Below are 21,415 nucleotides of genomic sequence, written 5' to 3' on the forward strand. Positions count from 1 at the left end.
TTGAAATTCCGGTACGGACTTTTTCATTTCCCATACTGACAACCTACGTTTTAACACTTCAAAGTGTAATCAGAAGTTAAAAACGTTAAAGTCAATAACCTGTTCCGGTCCTTCAAAAGATGATGTTTTTCACTTTGGCACGATATGTGCATCCATATTAAATGCCGGCAATGATTCTTAAAAAATCATTGCCGGCATTAATGCGAATTGACAGTCCTTGCCGCTTGCAGGCAGGCAAGAACCGTGTTTCATTTTAATTGTTTTCCGGACGCAGCTGACGAACGGTTTCACCGGTGCGCCACATTTCGCTTTCACGCAGAGCGCGGAGCTCTTCTTCAAGTTTCATGCGATAGTCGGGCTGTGAATTGCTGTCAATGGAAATCTGGGCTTCGTTGCCGGTAGCCACACTGTGATAGAGTTTTTCCACCACCGGCTTTATGGCATCATGGAACGGACCCATCCAGTCGAGTGCGCCGCGTTGGGCGGTAGTAGAGCAGTTAGCATACATCCAGTCCATACCGTTCTTGGCAAAGAGGGGCATAAGGCTCTGGGTGAGTTCCTCTACAGTTTCGTTGAACGCCTCAGAGGGGGTATGGCCGTTTTCGCGCAACACTTCATATTGTGCCAGCAGAAGTCCCTGTATGGCGCCCATGAGAGAACCGCGTTCACCGGTAAGATCACTGGTAGCTTCGCGCTTGAAGGTGGTTTCGAAGAGATAGCCCGAACCGATGCCTACGCCGAAGGCAAGCACCTTCTCAAGAGCCTGTCCGGAATGGTCCTGATACACGGCATAAGAGGAGTTGAGCCCCCGGCCTTCGAGAAACATCGTCCGCAGTGACGTGCCGGAGCCTTTGGGAGCTACAAGAATGACATCAATGTCAGCGGGAGGCACCACGCCAGTACGGTCGCTCCAGTTAATGGCGAAGCCGTGGGAGAAATAAAGCGTTTTTCCGGCTGTGAGATAGGGCTTGATTGTGGGCCACAACTGCATTTGTGCCGCGTCTGAAAGGAGCATGCAGACAATGGTGCCGCGCTGGGCGGCTTCTTCAAGGCTGAAGAGTGTCTCTCCGGGCACCCATCCGTCGGCCACAGCCTTGTCGTAGGTTTTGCCGGGACGCTGGCCTACGATAACGTTGAAGCCGTTGTCGCGCAGGTTGCATGCCTGTCCGGGTCCCTGAACACCGTAGCCTAACACGGCTATGGTTTCATTCTTGAGTACTTCACGTGCCTTTTCGAGAGGAAACTCTTCGCGGGTCATTACTTCTTCGATGACGCCGCCAAAATTCATTTTTGCCATTTTACGTTTGTGTTTAATATCCGGTTATTAAATTGTTTTTTCTTTTTTTTACAGGAAACTTACGCCTCTTTGTCGAAGGTGATGACGGCCTTTACCACTGGAGTTCCGTCCTGTTTGCGCACTTCTACGGCATAGCTGCCGTCTTCCCCGTCGTCCTTGAAAAAAGACAGCCGGTCGCCGAAATAAGCTTCGGCACTGTAGGCCACTTCCATCCGTTTCACCCGATGTGAGTCGAACAGACTTTTCGGGAAGAGATCGAGCATCATTTCAATGTAACGTATGGAATTGACATGGCGGTTGATGTCGAGGTCGCTGTAGCGGGCGGTGAGCGTGCAATCGGGTATAGTGTTTTTCACGCGGATGCGGCCGGGACCTTTGATGGGTATTTTCCTGTCTGTTACAGCACTGGAAAATCCGCCGTCGGGCAATGCTTCCAGTTCCATGGGCTGGCGGCTATCCATGTCGATAAGGGCCCATACGCTGTGACCGTAGCCGAAAACGCGGCCGGACTCGCCTGTGATGGCGAAAAGTCGGTCGTTGAATTGCCGGTAGATGGCCGACACCCATGTCTCTACGGTATATTTATCGCCTGTGCGCGGCATTTCCTCCAGCTCTACCACAAGACGCGACAATACCCACACATGACGTGTTTCCTGCATTTCATCGTATCCGAAGCCGTGGCTGCCGGCGTGCAGACTGGCGCATCGCAGCAGATGGTTGCCCAAAAATCCCCATGACAGCCTGCCTTTGTAGTCTTCCGAGAACGGTTCGACGGTGAAGGGATAGCGGCCTATATGTTCTGAATTCATCATCATTGATATTGAATGGATTGTATGTGTGTTACCGGCGTGTTCGCTGGCGGTATTCTTCTTCGCGCAGTTCAAGAAACTCGCTCAATTCCTCGCGGCGGCTTTTGGTGACGGCCACCACTCCGGAACTCACGAACTGCAACAGGCAGCCGAAACTCTTGAGTTTGTGGTAGAGGTTCATGATGCCTTCCGGCATGCCTTCTTTCGAGACGATGGAATAGGTGGAGTTGACTTCAACTATTTTACTGTCGTGAAAACGGATGGCTTTCGATATCTCCTTGTTTTCCAAAAGCTTCGCCGTGGCAATTTTATAGAGAGCCTGCTCCATCACGTATATTTCATCGTTGGTGAAATATTGCGCCTGTATGACGTCTATCTTTTTCTCTATCTGCTTCGTTAAGGTGCGGATGGTCGCCTCGTCGGAATAGCATGTGATGGTGTAGCGGTGTACTTTTCCGATGCCCGACGGCGACACGTTGAGGCTTTCAATGTTGAGCTGGCGGCGTGTGAAGACATTTGTTACCTGATTGAGCACGCCGGCGAGGTTTTCCGAAAAAACAATGATCGTATACAGTGTTGGGCCGTTAGCCGCGTTCTTGTTGTCGGTACTCATAATTCTTTTATTTGAAAAGAGTGAGAGGTAAATTGAATAAGTGGGAGGAATAATTAAGGCTGTCATTCTCAGATGCTCACCATCATATCGTCGACATCGTGGCCCGGACAGCACATCGGGAGTACGTTGTCTTCCTCCATCACGGCGGCTTGCAGGAGAAAGGCCCCGGGAGCGGCCAGCATCTCGGTGATGGCGGTTTCCAGTTCGGCGCGCTGCGTAACCGTACGTACAGGTATATTGTAGGCTTGAGCTATTTTTTCATAGTCGGGGTTCATCATTGGTGTGAAAGAGTAGCGGCGTTTGAAAAACAAAGCCTGCCATTGCCGCACGTTACCCAGATAGTTATTGTTGAGCAGGATGATTTTTACCGGGGCGCCCTGTTCCATGATGGTTCCCAGTTCCTCTATGGTCATTTGCAGACCGCCGTCACCTAGAAACAGACATACAGTCCGGTCGGATGCACCAAAAGTGGCGCCGATGGCTGCGGGAAGTCCATAGCCCATGGTGCCCATTCCGCCTGAAGTGGCCAGACTGCGTTTCTTGGTAAATTTGAAGTAACGGGCTGCGAACATTTGGTTTTGCCCTACATCGGTAACGAGAATGGCTTCGTTGCGGGTCATTTCCGAAACTTTTCTTACGACTTCTGCCATACGAAGCGGGCCGCTGTCAGGTTGTGTTTGCGGCAAAATGATTTTTGCCGCTTCTTCGCGGTCATAGAGGCGGAAACTTTCGCGCCATTCCGTGTGTTCCCGCTCATTGAGCAAAGCTGTTACGGCCTGTAGGGTGTGTTTACAGTCGCCCGGCACGGCAACGTCTACCTTGACGTTTTTATTGAATTCCGAAGTGTCAATGTCGAAATGAATGATTTTTGCCTGACGGGCATAAGTGTCCAGCTTGCCGGTGATACGGTCGTCAAAGCGCATGCCTACGGCTATGAGCACATCGCATTTCTGTGTGTTTTTGTTGGCTCCCAGACTTCCATGCATGCCCAGCATGCCGACATTGAGCGGATGGTCTGACGGCAAGGCCGACAGCCCTAGCAGCGTGCAGCCCGCCGGAGCGCCGCATTTTTCTATCATTGTACGCAGCTCGTCCTGTGCGTGTCCCAGTTCAACACCCTGACCTACAAGCACCAAGGGACGTTCAGCCCCGTTGATGAGTGCTACTGCCTGTTCGATGCTTTCCGGAGGTGTGGATGGTACGGGCACGTAACTGCGGATAAAATCTATTTTGGCCGGAAGATATTCCGCCAGTTCCATCTGGGCATTTTTTGCAAAATCGAGCACTACGGGGCCCGGCCGGCCGCTGCCGGCTATGTAGAAAGCACGGCTCACGGCCCATGCCACGTCTTTGGCCGAACGGATCTGATAAGCCCATTTGCAAATAGGCTGCGTAATGTCCACCATGTCGCATTCCTGAAAAGCGTCAGACCCGAGCATTTGTGCGCCTACCTGTCCCATGATAACCACAATGGGCGTGCTGTCCATCATGGCATCGGCTATGCCAGTAATGGTGTTGGTGGCACCAGGACCGCTTGTTACAAGACATACTCCCACACGGCCGCTCACACGGGCATAGCCTTCGGCAGCGTGGGCGGCGGCCTGTTCGTGACGCACGAGGATATGGTTCAGGCGGTCGCGATAGTCGTAAAGGGCATCGTAAACCGGCATGATGGCACCGCCGGGATAGCCGAAAAGTGTTTCCACACCTTCGGCCACAAGCGAACGCATGAGTATTTCTGCGCCGGATATTTTTTCAGGATATAAATTGTCCGTAGTCATAGTTCTGGTATATATAATAATGTATAGCGATAAGGAGTGGAGGTTAATGTGACGAGTTTTATCAGCCGGTCTTTCGTGATGTGCGAAAAAGGATTTTATTGCAGCAGGCAGTCGACGTTTCAGTCAACCATCCGCACACCACCCTTATCGGCGCTCGACACCATTGAGGCGTAGGCCCTGAGAGCTTTCGACACGGTTCTCTTGCGTTGCAGCGATCGCATAGGTCGGGCGTTGAGTTCTTCATCGGTCAGTCGGACGTTGATGCTTCGTGAAGGGATGTCGATCTCGATAATGTCGCCGTCCACAATTTTGCCGATGTTGCCGCCGGCAGCCGCTTCGGGAGATATGTGTCCGATACTCAGGCCCGATGTACCTCCTGAGAAGCGCCCGTCGGTGATAAGTGCGCAGGCTTTGCCCAGATGACGGCTCTTGATGTAAGAGGTGGGATAGAGCATTTCCTGCATGCCCGGTCCGCCTTTGGGGCCTTCGTGAGTGATTACCACCACATCGCCAGCCTTTACCGCTCCGCAGAGAATGCCCTCGCAGGCAGCTTCCTGAGAGTCGAATACTCGTGCCGGACCGCAGAAATGCCATAAGGTCTCTTCTACGCCAGCCGTCTTGACTACACAGCCGTTGCGGGCAATGTTGCCAAAGAGTACGGCTAGTCCGCCGTCTTTTGTATAGGCGTGTGCAACATCGCGGATGCAACCTTCAGCGCGGTCGGTGTCGAGTTGTTTCCAGCGGGTGTCCTGACTTCCCATGACAGTGCTGAAACGTCCGGCCGGAGCGCTGTGATAGATGCGGTCGGCGTCGGGACTTACCGAAAGGGCCGTAATATCATATTTTTGAATATCCTCGCCCAGTGTGGCACCGTTGACCCGACGGGTTTCGAGAGTGAGCAGTCCAGCCTTGGAGAGTTCGCCCAAAATACCGAGCACTCCGCCGGCGCGGTTGCATTCCTGTATGGAGAAACGCTGTGTGTTCGGTGAAAGTTTGCACAGGCAAGGCACTTTGCGACTCAGGCTGTCGATGTCTTCCATCTTGAAATCCACACCTCCTTCGTTAGCGATGGCCAGAAGGTGGAGTATAGTGTTAGTGGATCCGCCCATAGCAATATCAAGTGTCATAGCGTTAAGAAAAGCCTCACGGATGGCGATACTGCGCGGCAGTATGTTCTCGTCACCTTCATCATAATATTTATAGGCGTTGGCCACGATTAAGTGCGCAGCATCCTCGAAAAGCCGGCGGCGGTTGGCGTGAGTGGCCACAATGGTGCCGTTGCCTGGCAGCGAAAGCCCCAGCGCTTCGGTCAGGCAGTTCATGGAATTGGCCGTAAACATGCCCGAGCATGAGCCACAGCCAGGGCAGGCCCGGTTTTCTATTTCAGCCAGTTCCTCATCGCTTACACTTTCATCGGCCCCTTTCACCATGGCCGTGATAAGGTCTACGTTCTCACCGCGCCATTTACCGGCCTCCATGGGACCGCCGCTGACAAACACGGTCGGGATGTTGAGGCGCATGGCAGCAATGAGCATGCCCGGTGTTATTTTGTCGCAGTTTGAAATGCACACCAGCGCGTCTGCCTTGTGAGCGTTAACCATGTATTCCACAGAATCGGCGATCAAATCGCGCGAAGGCAAGGAATAGAGCATGCCATCGTGCCCCATGGCAATACCGTCATCAATGGCTATGGTATTGAACTCGGCTGCATAGCATCCCAGTTTCTCTATTTCGCGCTTGACGAGTTGCCCCACTTCGTGAAGATGTGTATGCCCTGGCACAAACTGTGTGAAAGAATTGGCAATGGCAATAATCGGTTTGCCGAACTGTTCGCGCTTCATGCCGTTGGCAACCCACAGGGCGCGGGCTCCGGCCATACGCCGGCCTTCAGTGCTGAAAGCGCTGCGTAACTTGTGTTTCATGCTCAGACTATATTATTTTTCGAAAGTTTATAAAACCTATAGAAATGCAAATGTAAACAATATTCATTATATAACAAACAAAACGTTAGAAAAAACCACAAAAACAACAAGTACCTCTAAGACGCAGATTATCTTCGCAAAGTACTCCTGCGCTTGAAGTGCGATGACTGATCATGTCTGGAAGAGAACACGGAGGAGGCGCTGTCGCAGTTTTAACACAATTCGCTTTTCGTCGAAAAGCGAATTGTGTTAAAATGATATTACTCTCTATCTTCAATCGGATTCCACCAATTCCCGATATAAATCCGGCTGATGATATGTAATGATAAACATTTTGCTTCTTTACTGGAATTAAGATGGAATCATTCTACCAAACAATCACTGGCAACTAAAACATTATTGAGTACTGTACCTGCCTCTATTTCTGCCTGTTCGCCTTTAATTGCCAGACACCCTAAACATGGCCAAACGAAAAATCCAAGACCTACACCAAACCTTTATTACTCTGTCCTTCAACTTTTAACACTCCGCCGGATAACAGAATAGTCTGACCATCTGCGGCCTGTGTACTGAGTGATCGGACAGACAAAAAGCCTGGACGGCCTATGCCGCGGGCCTTCTTTCTTTGTACTTGTATCTGCACGGGAGTCCCATTCTTTATCAGAACTTTCCCGTTAGCTTTCACGTCATACTCTACCACAGCCACGGCCTCTGTCATCGTTTTACTGTCAATTGGTTCCACAATTCTCACTTGAAGTGCGGTGCCACGAACAAGAGGGGTTCCACCCCACGAAGCCCAACTGATACCACAAAACATCAAAGCAGTCATCAAAAATCTTTTATACATAACTCTATTATGCTTATGCACCATTCGGTTCCGCCTGACACTGTTCCTACTGAATATATGAAGCGTGGAACCGACTATACCATCTATAACTTGGAGGTCGTAGGAAAAACCCGTTTACACAAATGGAATAGCAGCCCACGCTATACGCGTGAGAACCACTGTACCTGTCTTGTGTAAACTCGTGAAATTTCCTACGTTTCCAAGTTACAAGAAAGCACAACGCTTCTTACTTTTTTCGTTATGTCCTGAGCACGTATTTTAAATTGCTCAACTGCAAAAATACAAAATATCTAAATAGGAATACTATTTTTTTGTTTAATAACCATGATACCATTCTTTATACTTCATTCTTTTAAATAAGTGCCGCTAACTGTAACAAATAAAAAAGAGGCGGCACTTCAAATATCTGTGCCGCCCCATATATGAGCAAATCCTTTTTTGCTTAGGATTATTTCTTCGCTGTAGCCTTTACGAGTTGAGCCTTTGCTTTGGCAACGGCTTTGTCGTAAGCTTTCTTAGCTTTTGCCTTATTTTTTGCATCGGCTTTTTTCATTGCATCATAGAGCGCCCACACATTGGCATTCTTCACTGCTTCCTTCTGGGCTGCGGTGTAAGCTTCGGCAGTGGCTTCAGCAGCCTTTTCTTCTGCTTCGGGAGCGTAAGCATGCTTATAACCTTTCACTTCGTTCCAATGGCCGCGAGTAAAGTCAGGGAAAGTAACGGCAGCGCAATTGTTGTCCATAGAGAGTGAACCAAGCTCGGCAAGACAGCACCACTCAGCGAGATCATAAACGTCCATGTCGAGGGGAAGACCATTTTGCAGACAATAAACCATACGAGCATCCATGAAGAAGTCCATACCGCCGTGGCCGCCAACCTTGGCTGCCATAGCACCGTACTTCTTGATGATGGGGTGCTCGTACTTCTCTTCAAGTGCTTTCTTCTCGGCTTCAGGCATGAAACCGTGAGAACTGAGATCATCTACTTTGGGAGCATTGCCCGTAGCTTTGAGCTGGGCTGCATCGATGGCATAACCTGCAACAGGGTACTTGTTGGCGAAACCTCTCGTACCGGTCAGCTGATAAAGACGGTTGTAGGGCTGGGGATTCATTACGTTGTGCTGAATCTCTACCACCTTGCCGTTTGCCGTACGCATAAGTGTGGTGGTGTGGTCACCGTTACGGTATTCTTCGCACTTCTTACCGGTTTTCTTCTCCACATATTCTTTGCCATGAACCGATTTTGTGTCCATAGCCGTAAGCACGGTGAAGCGGTCGCCACGGTGAATGTCGAGTACCTGAGCTACAGGACCGAGACCATGAGTGGCGTAAACATCACCACGGTTTTCCTTGTTGTATTTCATGCGCCAGCCGAGTTTTTCCGGATCGTTCTTGGGATTTGACCAATAAGAACCCCAAAAATCATCAAGATTATGGATATAAGCTCCCTGTGCGCGGAGAACTTCGCCGAACACGCCGTTCTGAGCCATATTGAGGGCACGGAGTTCGAACCAGTCATAGCAGCAGTTTTCTAGAATCATGCAGTGCTTACGGGTCTTCTCAGAGAGGTTGATAAGCTCCCAGCACTGTTCGAGGTTCATGGCCGAAGGAACTTCAATAGCAGTGTTCTTACCGTTTTCGAGGGCGCACTTTGCTACGGGGAAGTGGTGATCCCAGTCGGTAGCCACGTAAACGAGGTCGATGTCAGGACGCTTGCAGAGTTCTTCATAGCCTTTTTCGCCGGAATAGATGGCGGCAGGGAGCAGACCGGCCTTTTTCAGATATCCCTGACATTTTTCCGCACGTGCTTCTTCATAATCGCAGAGTGCCACGATTTCTACACCGGGAATATGGGTAAAACGTGCAACGGCACCGGGACCACGCATGCCGAGTCCGACAAAAGCCACGCGAACGGTTTTCATCTTGGGTACCGTAAGACCAAGCACGTGCTGCTGGCCAGCAGGCCGAACGGGGTCTTCAACAACAATGGTACCTTTGTCCCAATGCCACTTCGTAGAAGGGGAAAGAGACTGCGCCTGAACCGTCTGTCCGCCTAAAGCAACGAGTGCGGCAAAGGCAAATGCTAAAACTTTATTTAATTTCATAGTTATAAAAAATATTAGATAATTTAATTGTTCTTCTCTGCAAAGATAGGTATATTAAATGAATTGTAATGTTTATTTGCTAAAGAATGTTCACTACACGTAGGGTTTCGGTATTTTACCTTAAGTTTTTTTGTATACACGGCATTACTCGCGTTCCAAATAGGCCATGATGCCTCCGCTGATCTGGAGTAAAGAAATTTCGCAGAGTTTTGTGTTATATTCCGCTACCAATATCCGCTCTTCGGCATCCAGCAAACTCTTTTGCGCTTCGCGCATTTCAATGCCGGAGAGATCGCCTAGCAAATAACGTTCACAGGCTATGAAATGATTTTCTTCCGCGGCATTCAAATTTTCCCGTTCAAGAGAAAGCAGGCGAATATTGTTCTGGTAGGCTTGCCACAGGTCGGCAAGATCGGCATGCAATGATATTTCCAAATCGCGCTGAGCCAGTTCCGCATTCTCGATATTGATTTGTGCATTGCGCCGTTCCCGCTGACGGTTGCCGTCAAACAGCTTCAAACCAACCGTAACGCTGACATCCCCACCCCAGTTCTGACGGCTCTGAGAAGCGCCTGTCCCATAGCTGTTATAGGTATAGCCATAATTGGCGTTCAGCCTGATATAGGGATAATCGCGGCTGCGGACGCTTTTGAAATCCAGTTCGGCCAAAGTCCGGTTTTGGGCAGCTTTAAAGAGAGAGGCATTTGACTGCAAGGTCGCTACCCACAAACTGTCAAACGTCAGGGAAGCATCTACATTTATGGTCGAATCTCTGACGGTAATCCGGCTACCCACATCCTTTACGGCCATCAGTTCATTAAGGCGGATAAGCGAAGTGACCAGTAATTCTTGCTGCTTGAGGCTTTGGGCGCTGTCGGCATTAAAGTCCACTTGTGCCTGCTGAAGGTCGAGGCGTGAATTACTTCCTATTATATAACGTTCGCGCACAATGCGAAGACGCTCACGGGACAGGGCTACCGCATACTGAAGATTACGCATGCGGATGCGCTGCTGGACGAAGTTATAATATTCGGCTGCCAGATCGGCCATATAATCTTCAATGGCAATACGCGTCTGTGTGGCGCTCTGGCGGCGCAACTCCTGCAACCTCAAATAGTTCGTCTGAATTTTAAAGCCATCGAAAATCGTCCATTCTGCATTGATGCCGGCATTAAACGTATTATCCACAACATTCCTGTCGCGTGTAACAGCGCCCGAGCCACGGTTTTTAGTGTTACGGCTGTCCAGGCTTCCCGTATAGCCGGCCGATGCGTTCACAGACGGCAGATAACCGGCATTGGCGCGAGTAACGTTGTTTTCGGCAATGCGTTGCTCATTACGCACAATGCGCAGGGAATAATTATTCTTTAATCCGGTTTCCAAACAGGATTTAAGCGAAACGACCTGCGAAAAGAGCGGACCGTTGAAAAAAGCAGCGGATATAAAAAACAGAAATAACCTTTTCATCCTTTCTTCTTTTTATGAACGAGATTGGTTGATACATAAGAATAAATGGCAGGAACGATATACATCGTCAGCAAGGTTGAAAAAAGCATACCGCCTACAACGGCTGTTCCCATGGCAATACGGCCGTTACACCCTTCGCCTGTGGCGAACATCAACGGTAACAGACCGAGAATGGTAGAAGTGCTTGTCATCAGGATAGGACGGAGGCGCTGGGCTGCAGCCTCGCGAATTGCCGTCATCTTGTCTTCTCCCTGCTGTTGGCGTTGATTGGCAAATTCAACAATAAGGATACCGTTTTTAGCAACAAGACCTATCAGCATGATGATGCCGATTTGGCTGAAAATATTCATAGTCTGGCCTCCAAAACTCATGAAAACCAATGCCCCGCAAATGGCCAAAGGCACAGTGAGCATGATGACAAACGGATCTTTGAAACTTTCAAACTGAGCTGCGAGAATCAGATAAATCAGCAACAAAGCCAGTCCGAAAGCAAAGAAAAGACTGGATGAGCTCTCACGAAATTCTTTAGAGTCGCCGGCAAGGGCCGTCCGGAATGTCTCATCCAAAGTACTCTTGGCTATTTTATCCATTTCATCGAGCCCTTCCCCGATTGTTTTGCCCTCGGCCAAACCTGCGGAAATCGTAGCCGATACAAAGCGGTTATAACGGTAAAGTTTCGGCGGCGCTATGCTCTCGTCCAGTTCCACCAGATTTTCCATTTGGATCATCTTGCCATCACTGCTGCGCATATAGATGGACTTCAGATTGTTGGGATCGTTGCGTTGCTGACGGTTGATTTCCCCCACAATTTCATACTGCTTGCCGTTCATATAGAGATAGCCCATTCGCTGACCGCTCAAGCCGTATTGAAGTGTTTGAGCGATGTCGCGGGTACTGACTCCCATCAGATTCGCTTTTTCGCGGTTAACGCTCAAGCGTATTTCAGGCTTGGAGAATTTCAAATCGACATCCGCCATCTGGAAGGTGGGATTATCATAAACCTTGGCCATGAACTTTGGCAACACCTCCTGCAATTTTTCGATATTGCTGGCCTGCAGAACATATTGCACAGGCATGGCGCCACGACGTCCGCCAAAGGTTGACTGCTGCTGCACAAAAGCGCGGGCATCAGTCTTTTCACGCACCGCTTTCGAAAGCCGCTCCGCCACATCCATCTGCGTATACTGGCGCTCGGAAAGGTCCTTCAACGTAATCTGCACGTTACCCGACGAAGCCGAAACGCGTGCAGTGATAAAGGCTGCATCGGGTGCCAGAGAGTCGGCCAAACGGTTGATGTCTTCCGTATAATCACGCATGTATTCATAAGTGACTCCCTCCGGTCCAGTGGTACGCACCGTGATGCTCGAACGGTCTTCAAGCGGTGCCATTTCAGACGGGATAGTAGTCCAAAGCCATCCACTGACGCCCAGAGCGGCTACCATTATGGCAACACCCAGCCAGCGATGGCGCAGGAAAGCGCCAAGCGAGCGGACATATATCCGGTTAAGTCCCTCAAAAAAAGGCTCTGTAGCTCGATAAAACCAATTTTGCTTTTCGCGTTTCACAAGCAGTTTGGTGGCGAGCATCGGCGTGAATGTCAAAGCCGCAAACGAGGATATGATCACCGAACCCGCCACTACAAAACTGAACTCCCGGAAAAGCCGGCCGGTGGTGCCTTCCATAAACACGATAGGAAGGAATACAGCCACCAGCGTAATGGTGGTGGATATAACGGCAAAGAAGATTTCCTTGGCACCTTCGATGCCGGCTTCAAAGGGCTTCATGCCCCGTTCTATCCGTATGTAGATATTCTCTGTCATAACGATGGCGTCATCCACCACCAGACCTACGGCCAGCACAATGGCCAGCATTGAGAGCACATTGATGGAGAAACCACACAGATACATGATGAAGAATGCGCCGATGAGTGACACCGGAATGACAATGCAGGGGATGAGCGTCACGCGCCAGTCGCGCAAGAAGAGGAAGATGATGATGATAACCAGCAGAAACGCCTCATAAACCGTTGTCTTTACCTCGTTGATGGAAGCACGTATGAAACGGGTGTTGTCAAAGCCGTAATCATACTTTACATCTTCGGGAAGATCTTTCCTCATCAGTTCCATGCGTTCCCGCACGGCATCGGCTATGTTGATGTGGTTGGCGCCGGGCTGCGGCACAACGGCCACGCCGACCATCGGCACACCGTTCATTTTCATATAGCTCTTCAAATCGCGCGAACTGAGTTCTGCTGTACCGATGTCGCTGAAGCGGACAATACGTCCGTCGCTTTCCTTAATGACGAGATTATTGAACTCTTCCGTTGTGTGCATCTGCCCCATGGTGCGGATAGACAGCTCTGTTGTATTTCCCTCAATCGAGCCGGAAGGAAGTTCTACATTCTCGCGATCAAGGGCATTCTTCACATCCATAGGAGTGATGCCGTAGCCCGACATCTTCACCGGATCGAGCCAAAGGCGCATACAGTAGCGTTTTTCACCCCAAATGGACACACTGCTCACTTCCGGAATAGTCTGCAACTGCTCTTTCACCGTAAGATCGGCTATTTCGCTCAGTTCCAACAGAGAACGTTTGTCGCTCTGAACAGCCACCATCATGATGGGCATGGCATCGGCATCGGCTTTCGAAACGGTGGGCGGATCGCAGTCACGCGGCAGGTTGCGCTGTGCACGCGACACTTTGTCGCGCACATCGTTAGCGGCAGTTTCCAGATCGACGGAAAGTTCAAACTCTACCGTAATACGGCTTTGCCCCTGCTGGCTCACACTGGTGAGGGAACGTATGCCGGGAATACCGTTGATGTTCTGCTCCAAAGGTTCCGTTATCTGGTTTTCTATCACATCGGCATTGGCGCCTGGATAGGAGCAGGTAACGGAAATTATCGGATTATCGACCGAAGGATATTCACGCACGCCGAGCGTCAAATAGCCGATGGCTCCGAATATCAGGATAACCAGCGTGAAAACCGTAGCCAAAACCGGACGGCGTATACTTAGTTCGGATATGTTCATGGCTTATCGGGTTAGTTTTACTTTCTGACCTGTGCGCAACTGCATTGTACCGCTGATTATCACGGTGTCGCCCACACTCACTCCGCTCAGCACCTGAACCTGTGAGTCCGTACGCAGTCCTTTTTTAATTTCAACGGGAACGGCCGTGCCGTTTTTACATAGAAATACTTTATCCACACCCATTTCGGAAACCAGCGCTTCGCTGGGAACGGCAAGGGTTCTGCCATATTCGCGGGCCACAAGATTGACATTGACGTAACGTCCGGGCACCAGTTTTCCATCGGCATTGGCATAGCGCGCCCTGACGGTGTAAGTACGCGTGTCGGTATTCACTTGTGCGGCGGTGGCATATACCACCGCTTCACGCGGTGTGAGGTCACCCTCAGCCGTAAACGTCAGTTTGGCGCCGGGCCTCAGCTCTCCCGCATAACGCTCCGGAATGCTGAACTCCACCTTTAAGGGTGACATCTTGGTCAGTGTGGCCACTGTGGTAGAGGTTGTGGCATAGGCACCAACGCTGACTTGCCGTAAACCGATTACGCCATCAAACGGCGCACGCAATTCCGTTTGTTCTATTTCGGCTTTTACCATATCTATTTCGGCACGGCGGGTTGAAAGATTGGCCTCAGCCTCCTGGAAGGATTCCTTGCTCACGGCCTCCTTCTCCAATAATGCCCGCTGACGGTAAAGGCGGTCCTGCATCAACTTGAGCTGCGCCTGAAGTTTGCGGAGCTGTGCCTGAAGCGGCGCATCATTGATTTTGGCCAGTAAAGTCCCCTTGGCCACGCGGGCACCTTCTTTGAAATAAATATTGGTGATCTTACCTGGCGATTCAAAACTCAGATCCACTTCCTCATCGGGATTAAGCGTACCGCTTACGTAAATACCGTCAGAAAGTGTCTGCTCTTTCAACACAGTATAACGCACATTGAGCGTTTTGTCCTTGCCTTTTTGCTTTTGAGGTGCCTCTTTCAGTTCACTGTTTTCACGAGGAACGAAATTGTAAATGCCCAAACCGGCAAAACCCAGCACCACCACACCGATGATGCCCCATTTCACGTACTTATTCATTTTATTAGAATTAAAGACAAATAAGAGAATTGTTTTTGTGTTAGTCTGTAAATAATTATTTTGCAAAAATAAGATTTTTTGTCGGGTTTGCTCCTTCCCTAATGTCTAAAAATTATAAAATCAATACAAAAGCTTTTCATGTGAAATAAATTCTTAACACTCTGCGTCATGATATATTATTCAGGCTTCCGCTTTTTAACATTTCTTGGTTTGGAGGCGAAAATTTCGTATCTTTGTAACAGCGAAGCGGGAGCCTCTGTTGAGACTCCCGCTTTTTCCTTTGTTTTTAGGTAAAAAACATCAAAGAATAATCTTCTTTTTCTTAAAAATTCCACGTATTGGAATTTAAATTCGAAGTATTCGTGTTAAAATTCCAATACATCCTTTTATGATTTCGATACTTGCAACCTACATTTTAACAGACTGGAATGTTTCTGAAAGTTAAATATGTTAAAGTCTCAGGCACGCAGCCCAACGGAAGCATTGACAGGCTCTTGGTGCCTCCAGGCATCGTGAAACCTGCACTTACTTGATGTGACCTCTTATTTTGCAGAGATAACCATCGAGAGCAGCCTCGTCTTTATTGTCAATGATATTGAGAAGTTCTTTCAGTTCATCCCGTATTTTCGACACCTGTCCTCCGGTACGCGGATTGAAGAGGATTTCACGAAGAAGACAATCATCTTCGCCCAACACGCCCCGGGCAATGTCCATGTGACGCTTGAAGGTGGTTCCCGGCGCATCCTGATGTTTCATGACAGCAGCAAAAACAAAGGTCGAAACGAAGGGGATACTCAAGGAATAGGCCACCGTCTCATCATGCTCGTCGAAAGTATATTCACAGACATGCAGCCCGAGTTTTGAATAGAGATCTTTAAAAAAGATGCGCCCCATATAGTCTCCCTCGCTGATGATGATAGCGTTCTCGGACGAGAGTGTGCCCAGATTGGCAAAGGTAGGACCGAACATGGGATGCGTCGACACGTAGCGGCGGCCGCATTGCTCATAAAAATCCTGCAAACCCGTCTTGACTGAGGCAATGTCGCTTACGATGCAATCGGCAGGCAAGTGAGGTATGACCGCGCGAAAAACATCCAGAGTATATTTGAGCGTCACGGCGTTGACAACGAGTTCGGGTTTGAAGTCTTCAATCTCATCGAGGGTAGTGAACCGCTGCGTGTTGTACATGAAGCGCAGACGCTTGGGGTCGATGTCATAGACAGCTGTCTCATGGTCGAAACTCAACAGGTCTACAAAAAACGACCCCATCTTTCCTGCACCGAGTATAAGGATTTTCATGTCGTTCCTTTCCTTTCGTTATTTATTCATCACATCGATTTGCTGACGCACGCTTTCCTCATGAATGGCTTCAAAGACTGTTTTCATGAACTCAGGCGCCATACCGCAGAGCACACCTTGCGCCCCGCGCTTGTCGAGGATTTCAGTATAACGTCCTGTCTGAACGACAGTCATCTTATGCTCACGCTTGAAAGTCCCTATCTCACGGCTGATGCGCATACGCTTAGCCAGCAGTTCAATAAGAGCATTGTCTATTTCATCTATCTGGCGGCGCAACACCTCGAGGCTTTCAGTGCTCTGAGAAAGATTGCGGATAACCAGCTTCTCAAGTATAAAGTCGAGCACATCGGGCGTCACCTGCTGGCTGGCATCGCTCCAAGCGGCATCGGGAGTGCTGTGGCTTTCTACCATCAGACCGTTGAAGCCCAAATCCATGGCTTGCTGGCAGAGCGGCGCCACAAGCTCGCGCGCACCGCCAATGTGGCTCGGATCGCCGAAAATGGGCAGATTGGGGTAGCGCCGGCGCAATTCGATAGGAATGTGCCACATCGGGAGATTGCGGTAAATGCGCTTGTCGTAGGATGAAAAACCGCGGTGTATGACTCCGAGACGCTTGATGCCCGCACCGTTGATACGCTCCAGACCACCTATCCACAATTCCAAATCCGGATTAACTGGATTCTTTACCAGCACAGGCACATCGTTGCCCTTTAACGCATCGGCCAGTTCCTGCATGGCAAAAGGATTGGTCACTGTACGCGCGCCGACCCACAAAAGATCAATACCGGCATCGAGAGCCGCTTCCACATGCCTAGGGGTGGCCACTTCCGTAGCAGTTAGCATGCCCAGTTCTTCCCGTACACGTTTCATCCACGCCAGACCGGCCACACCTACGCCTTCAAAACCTCCGGGTTTAGTGCGTGGTTTCCATATACCGGCACGAAAGATCCTGATGCCTTTTTTCGACAGCTGAGTGGCTGTATCCATTACTTGTTCTTCGGTTTCGGCCGAACACGGACCGGCTATGATCACAGGGCGCTTATCTTCTACGCCAGACAAATTGAGGGGGGCTAAATCGAGTGCCATATTAAAAGTTTTTTTGATTTGATATCTATTTGACAGGTATTACATTTATTGTTTTCAAAACGGTTCAGGCCGCCATTCGCACTCCGCGCGTCATCATGCGGAAAGCACTGACCACTATCTGAATGCGCCACGGATGCGCTCCAATGCTTCTGACATTTTTTCTTCCTTGGCACAAAGTGATATGCGCACGTATCTCCGGCCGTTGGAACCGAAAATGAATCCGGGCGTCAGGAACACGCGCGCTTCATGAAGGACGCGTTCCGTGAGAACTTCGACATCGGGGCATTCATCAGGAATGCGTCCCCACAGAAACATACCGACTTGAGACGGATCGTAGTAGCAGCCGAGCGCATCCATGATTTCTCCGGCCAACTTGCGACGGCGGGCGTAAACATGGATATTGGCCTCTTCATGCCACGTATTGTCGTTCCCATAGGCCGTAGCGGCGGCAAGTTGCAAGGGGCGGAACATGCCGGAGTCGATATTGCTTTTCACTTTAAGTATCCAACTGACGAAAGTGGCGTTACCGGCCAGCATTCCTACACGCCATCCGGGCATATTGTGGCTTTTGCTCATGGAGTTGAATTCTATGCAGCAATCCTTAGCCCCCGGTACTTGCAGAATACTGATATGTTCTTGTCCGAGAATGAAACTGTAGGGATTGTCGTTGACAACGACTATTCCGTGGCGACGGGCAAACTCCACGAGCCGTTCGTAGGTTGGGCGGCATGCCGGCGCACCAGTGGGCATATTGGGATAGTTCACCCACATCAGCCTCACGCCGGAGAGATCCATTCCCTCAAGCTGTTCAAAATCAGGCTGCCAGTCATTTTCCGGCCGTAGGTCGTAATTGACGACGGCGCAGCCCAGAAGTTTTGAGAGCGAAGTGTAGGTAGGATAGCCGGGATCGGGCACCAACACCTTCTCACCCGGATTGACGAAAGCCAGCGTGGTGTGGAGTATGCCCTCTTTCGAACCTATAAGGGGCTGTATTTCGGTGGCGGGATCGAGTTCCACGCCAAACCAGCGGCGGTAGAAGGCGGCCATGGCCTCACGCAGCTGCGGAATGCCGGCCGTAGGCTGGTAACCGTGGGCATCGGCGCGGCGCGCTTCCTCACACAAGCGGTCTATGGTCTGCGGCGACGGCGGCATGTCGGGACTGCCGATGGCCAGCGATATGATGTCTTTACCTTCGGCATTGAGGCGGGCCACTTCCTTGCCTTTCCGCGAGAAGTAATATTCCTGTACGCCGGCCAGACGGTCGGCGGGAATGATTTCGGGGTTATTTTCCTTCATATTCTCCAAGGATTTTGAGTTCTTTAATCAGCGGCCTGACAGCATCGATGCTCTGACGGTAACGCATGTAATCATCATAAATGACATCGACGTAGAAGAGATACTGCCATTCGCGGCCGATGATGGGCAATGACTGGATTTTCGACAAATTGATTTTGTAGAAAGATAAAATGCTCAGCACCTGTGAGAGCGATCCCTCCTCGTGCGGCAGCGTGAATACGATGCTGCTTTTATTGGTGGCGTGGAGTTCGCGCAGGCGGTCGGCATTCCAGGGATCACAGAGAGCGAGAAAACGCGTAAAGTTATGCTTGTTGTCCTCAATGCTTTTCGCCAGCACGCGCAGGCCGTAAAGGGGGGCGGCGCCCACATGGCAGATGGCGGCATGTCCGCTGAGTTTTTCCTGAGCTATCCGTGCGGCGGCACCGGCCGTATCGTCCACCTCGACGACCTTCATCGCAGGATGGCGGGCAAGGAAACCGCGGCACTGCGCCAAAGCTACGGGATGGGAGTTGACTTCTCTGATGTCGCCCCAGTCCTCTCCGGGCAGACACATGATGCTGTGTTCTATGTGGAGCTTGTGCTCGCCGATAATGGTCATGCCGCTTTCGCGCAGCAACTCATAGTTGTGGAGCAGGCTGCCGGCTATGGTGTTTTCAATGGCCATCAGCCCCAGGCAGGCATCATCCTCTTTCATGACCGAGAAGAGCTGTTCGAAGGTGTCGCAGCAAACCAGTTCCAGATCTTCACCTTTAAAAAACTCGTGTGCGGCAATGTCGTGAAACGAACCTCTTATTCCCTGTATGGCTACTTTCATGGTCTCTTTCTTTACAGTAAAAAATCCCGCTCCTTGATTCAGAAGCGGGATTTTTCATTGAATGTTTCTTTATTTCGTATGGTGCACAACGTCCCGCTTCGCTTGTCCGGCAAAGTAAAAATAAGCATAAAAGTAAAACGAGTGTGCGTACGTCATATTGATATTTAACTTAAAGATTTACGCTGGCAAAAGTAAGGTTTATTTTTGAATCCACAAACATTTTGCAACTTTTTCTTTTAAAAAAACAAAAGAATGTTTCTTTCAAGGCACGTTCCTGTTGTTTATCCTCATATTTTCAGCAAGCGGTACCCCTGCCGCAAAATCACACGTACCTGCCGCAAGGACTGGCGGAAGCGACAAGAACGGCAGACTACATTTTACACATTAACATTTTTAACCTTCTGAAACATTCCGGTCTGTTAAAATATAGGTTGCAAGCACTCGGATCATAAAAGTCCGTATTGGATTTTTAACACGAATACGGGGAATTTAAATTCGAATACGGGGAATTTAAATTCGAATACGGGGATTTTAAAGGGAAAATACGGCAAAAAAGTACGGAAAAAGACTCGGAAAACACTGAAAAAGCGGAACTTTCAGGTGAAAAGTCCCGCTTGGCTGTTACAAAGATACAGTATTTTCCGGCGGAAAGCAAATAGTGTTAAAATCAGGAATGGCGACAAAAATGAAAAAACAAGGCGGATTTTCCGTTTCATTCAACGAGAGGATTTTCTACGAAATAAACGGCGTCATAGGCGTCTCTCTTGGGAAAAGCCTTGGGGCTGTCTGAAAAATAACGTACTTTTGTAACCTCATATCTACTCAATAATGACGAACGACCTCCAAAATCCGACACATAAAAAGCCTCTTTTAGGTTTGAACCTACAGGAACTAAAAGAACTGGCCACAGGGCTGGGACTGCCTGCCTTTGTGGGCAGGCAGCTGGCAGAGTGGCTTTACAAAAAGCAAGTGTCTGATTTTTCCGGCATGACCAATCTCTCAAAAACGGCACGCGAAAGACTGGCGGCCAATTATGTTGTGGGATGTCTGCCGCCGGCCGATTGCCAACGTTCTGCTGACGGAACCGTGAAATACCTTTTCCGGACACTCGGAGACCATTATGTGGAAACGGTCTACATACCCGACGGCAACCGCGCCACGCTGTGTGTGTCGTGCCAGGTGGGGTGCAAAATGAAATGCGCTTTCTGCATGACCGGCCGGCAGGGCTTTATGAATTCTCTGCCGGCAGCCGACATTCTGAACCAGATATATTCACTGCCTGAACGCGACACACTGACAAACATTGTGTTCATGGGCCAGGGAGAGCCGTTTGACAATCTGGACAACGTGTTGCGCGCCACACAGGCACTGACGGCCGAATGGGGATACGCATGGAGCCCGCGCCGCATCACCGTGTCGAGCGTCGGACTTTGCAAGGGCCTGGTGCGTTTTCTGGACGAAAGCGAATGCCATCTGGCTATCAGCCTGCACCACCCTATTCCCGAGGAACGCGCCCGTATTATGCCGGCGGAACGGGCATTCGGCATACGCGACATCGTCAGCGTGCTGAAACAATACGACTTCTGCCGCAAACGGCCGGTCAACCCGTCAGCCCCCAAACAGCGGCGCCTGTCTTTCGAATACATCGTCTTTGACGGCATAAACGATACATTGCGGCACGCCGATGCCCTGATAGAACTGTTACGCGAACTGGACTGCCGGATTAATCTCATCCGTTTTCACGACATTCCCGAAACGCCTCTGCGCGGCGTTTCGGAGGAACGCATGACGCGCCTGCGCGACTATCTGACGGCACACGGACTGTTTACCACTGTCCGCGCCTCACGCGGTCAGGACATTTTTGCCGCATGCGGTCTGTTATCAACAGCCAAACAAGAGACGGAGCAACGCTGACTCCCTGAGGAAAGAGCATGAAGCCGCCGGTTCGGGTTTCTCCGTCACACATCTTCATATTCA

General features: G+C 50.1%; 15 protein-coding genes. 1 reads left to right on the forward strand and 14 read right to left on the reverse strand.

Annotation, left to right across the window (positions count from 1 at the left end; translation table 11 throughout):
• Window positions 1-253: 253 nt before the first annotated feature.
• From ilvC to C5S62_RS02860, 14 genes are all read right to left on the reverse strand, one after another.
• Complete coding sequence (gene ilvC / locus C5S62_RS02795) at window positions 254-1,297, reverse strand: ketol-acid reductoisomerase (protein ID WP_104403959.1); 1,044 nt, start codon at window positions 1,295-1,297, stop codon at window positions 254-256.
• A 59-nt stretch (window positions 1,298-1,356) separates the two neighbouring features.
• Window positions 1,357-2,112 (reverse strand): acyl-[acyl-carrier-protein] thioesterase, encoded by a 756-nt coding sequence (locus C5S62_RS02800; protein ID WP_190311542.1) that lies wholly within the window; start codon window positions 2,110-2,112, stop codon window positions 1,357-1,359.
• A 25-nt stretch (window positions 2,113-2,137) separates the two neighbouring features.
• Window positions 2,138-2,719, reverse strand: coding sequence for an acetolactate synthase small subunit (gene ilvN / locus C5S62_RS02805; protein ID WP_104403960.1), 582 nt, complete (start codon window positions 2,717-2,719; stop codon window positions 2,138-2,140).
• A 68-nt stretch (window positions 2,720-2,787) separates the two neighbouring features.
• Entirely contained in the window at window positions 2,788-4,500 is a 1,713-nt protein-coding gene (gene ilvB, locus C5S62_RS02810) for a biosynthetic-type acetolactate synthase large subunit (RefSeq protein ID WP_104403961.1), read from the reverse strand.
• Between the two features lie 119 nt (window positions 4,501-4,619).
• A complete protein-coding gene (gene ilvD, locus C5S62_RS02815) occupies window positions 4,620-6,422 on the reverse strand; it encodes a dihydroxy-acid dehydratase (RefSeq protein ID WP_104403962.1) in 1,803 nt (600 codons plus the stop codon).
• 484 nt (window positions 6,423-6,906) lie between these two features.
• On the reverse strand, window positions 6,907-7,269 hold the full coding sequence (locus tag C5S62_RS02820) for a hypothetical protein (protein ID WP_104403963.1): 363 nt from the start codon (window positions 7,267-7,269) through the stop codon (window positions 6,907-6,909).
• Between the two features lie 448 nt (window positions 7,270-7,717).
• Window positions 7,718-9,373 (reverse strand): Gfo/Idh/MocA family protein, encoded by a 1,656-nt coding sequence (locus tag C5S62_RS02825; RefSeq protein ID WP_104403964.1) that lies wholly within the window; start codon window positions 9,371-9,373, stop codon window positions 7,718-7,720.
• 144 nt (window positions 9,374-9,517) lie between these two features.
• Entirely contained in the window at window positions 9,518-10,840 is a 1,323-nt protein-coding gene (locus C5S62_RS02830) for a TolC family protein (RefSeq protein WP_104403965.1), read from the reverse strand.
• A complete protein-coding gene (locus C5S62_RS02835; protein ID WP_104403966.1) occupies window positions 10,837-13,872 on the reverse strand; it encodes an efflux RND transporter permease subunit in 3,036 nt (1,011 codons plus the stop codon). The genes C5S62_RS02830 and C5S62_RS02835 overlap by 4 nt, the downstream gene beginning before the upstream one ends.
• 3 nt (window positions 13,873-13,875) lie before the next feature.
• The gene (locus tag C5S62_RS02840) at window positions 13,876-14,943 is read right to left on the reverse strand and encodes an efflux RND transporter periplasmic adaptor subunit (RefSeq protein WP_104403967.1); all 1,068 of its coding nucleotides are present in this window, start codon (window positions 14,941-14,943) and stop codon (window positions 13,876-13,878) included.
• Window positions 14,944-15,468: 525 nt separating this feature from the next.
• Complete coding sequence (locus C5S62_RS02845) at window positions 15,469-16,242, reverse strand: prephenate dehydrogenase/arogenate dehydrogenase family protein (RefSeq protein ID WP_104403968.1); 774 nt, start codon at window positions 16,240-16,242, stop codon at window positions 15,469-15,471.
• An 18-nt stretch (window positions 16,243-16,260) separates the two neighbouring features.
• On the reverse strand, window positions 16,261-17,328 hold the full coding sequence (locus tag C5S62_RS02850; RefSeq protein ID WP_104403969.1) for a bifunctional 3-deoxy-7-phosphoheptulonate synthase/chorismate mutase type II: 1,068 nt from the start codon (window positions 17,326-17,328) through the stop codon (window positions 16,261-16,263).
• 114 nt (window positions 17,329-17,442) lie between these two features.
• The gene (locus C5S62_RS02855) at window positions 17,443-18,624 is read right to left on the reverse strand and encodes a pyridoxal phosphate-dependent aminotransferase (protein WP_104403970.1); all 1,182 of its coding nucleotides are present in this window, start codon (window positions 18,622-18,624) and stop codon (window positions 17,443-17,445) included.
• Window positions 18,611-19,438, reverse strand: coding sequence for a prephenate dehydratase (locus C5S62_RS02860; RefSeq protein ID WP_104403971.1), 828 nt, complete (start codon window positions 19,436-19,438; stop codon window positions 18,611-18,613). The genes C5S62_RS02855 and C5S62_RS02860 overlap by 14 nt, the downstream gene beginning before the upstream one ends.
• Window positions 19,439-20,266: 828 nt before the next feature.
• Here C5S62_RS02860 and rlmN point away from each other — a divergent pair.
• On the forward strand, window positions 20,267-21,352 hold the full coding sequence (rlmN, locus tag C5S62_RS02865) for a 23S rRNA (adenine(2503)-C(2))-methyltransferase RlmN (protein WP_104403972.1): 1,086 nt from the start codon (window positions 20,267-20,269) through the stop codon (window positions 21,350-21,352).
• Window positions 21,353-21,415 lie beyond the last annotated feature (63 nt).

Origin of the sequence: Prevotella sp. MGM2, from assembly GCF_002933955.1 — a bacterium.
In the GTDB taxonomy this organism is placed as follows: Bacteria; Bacteroidota; Bacteroidia; order Bacteroidales; family Bacteroidaceae; genus Alloprevotella.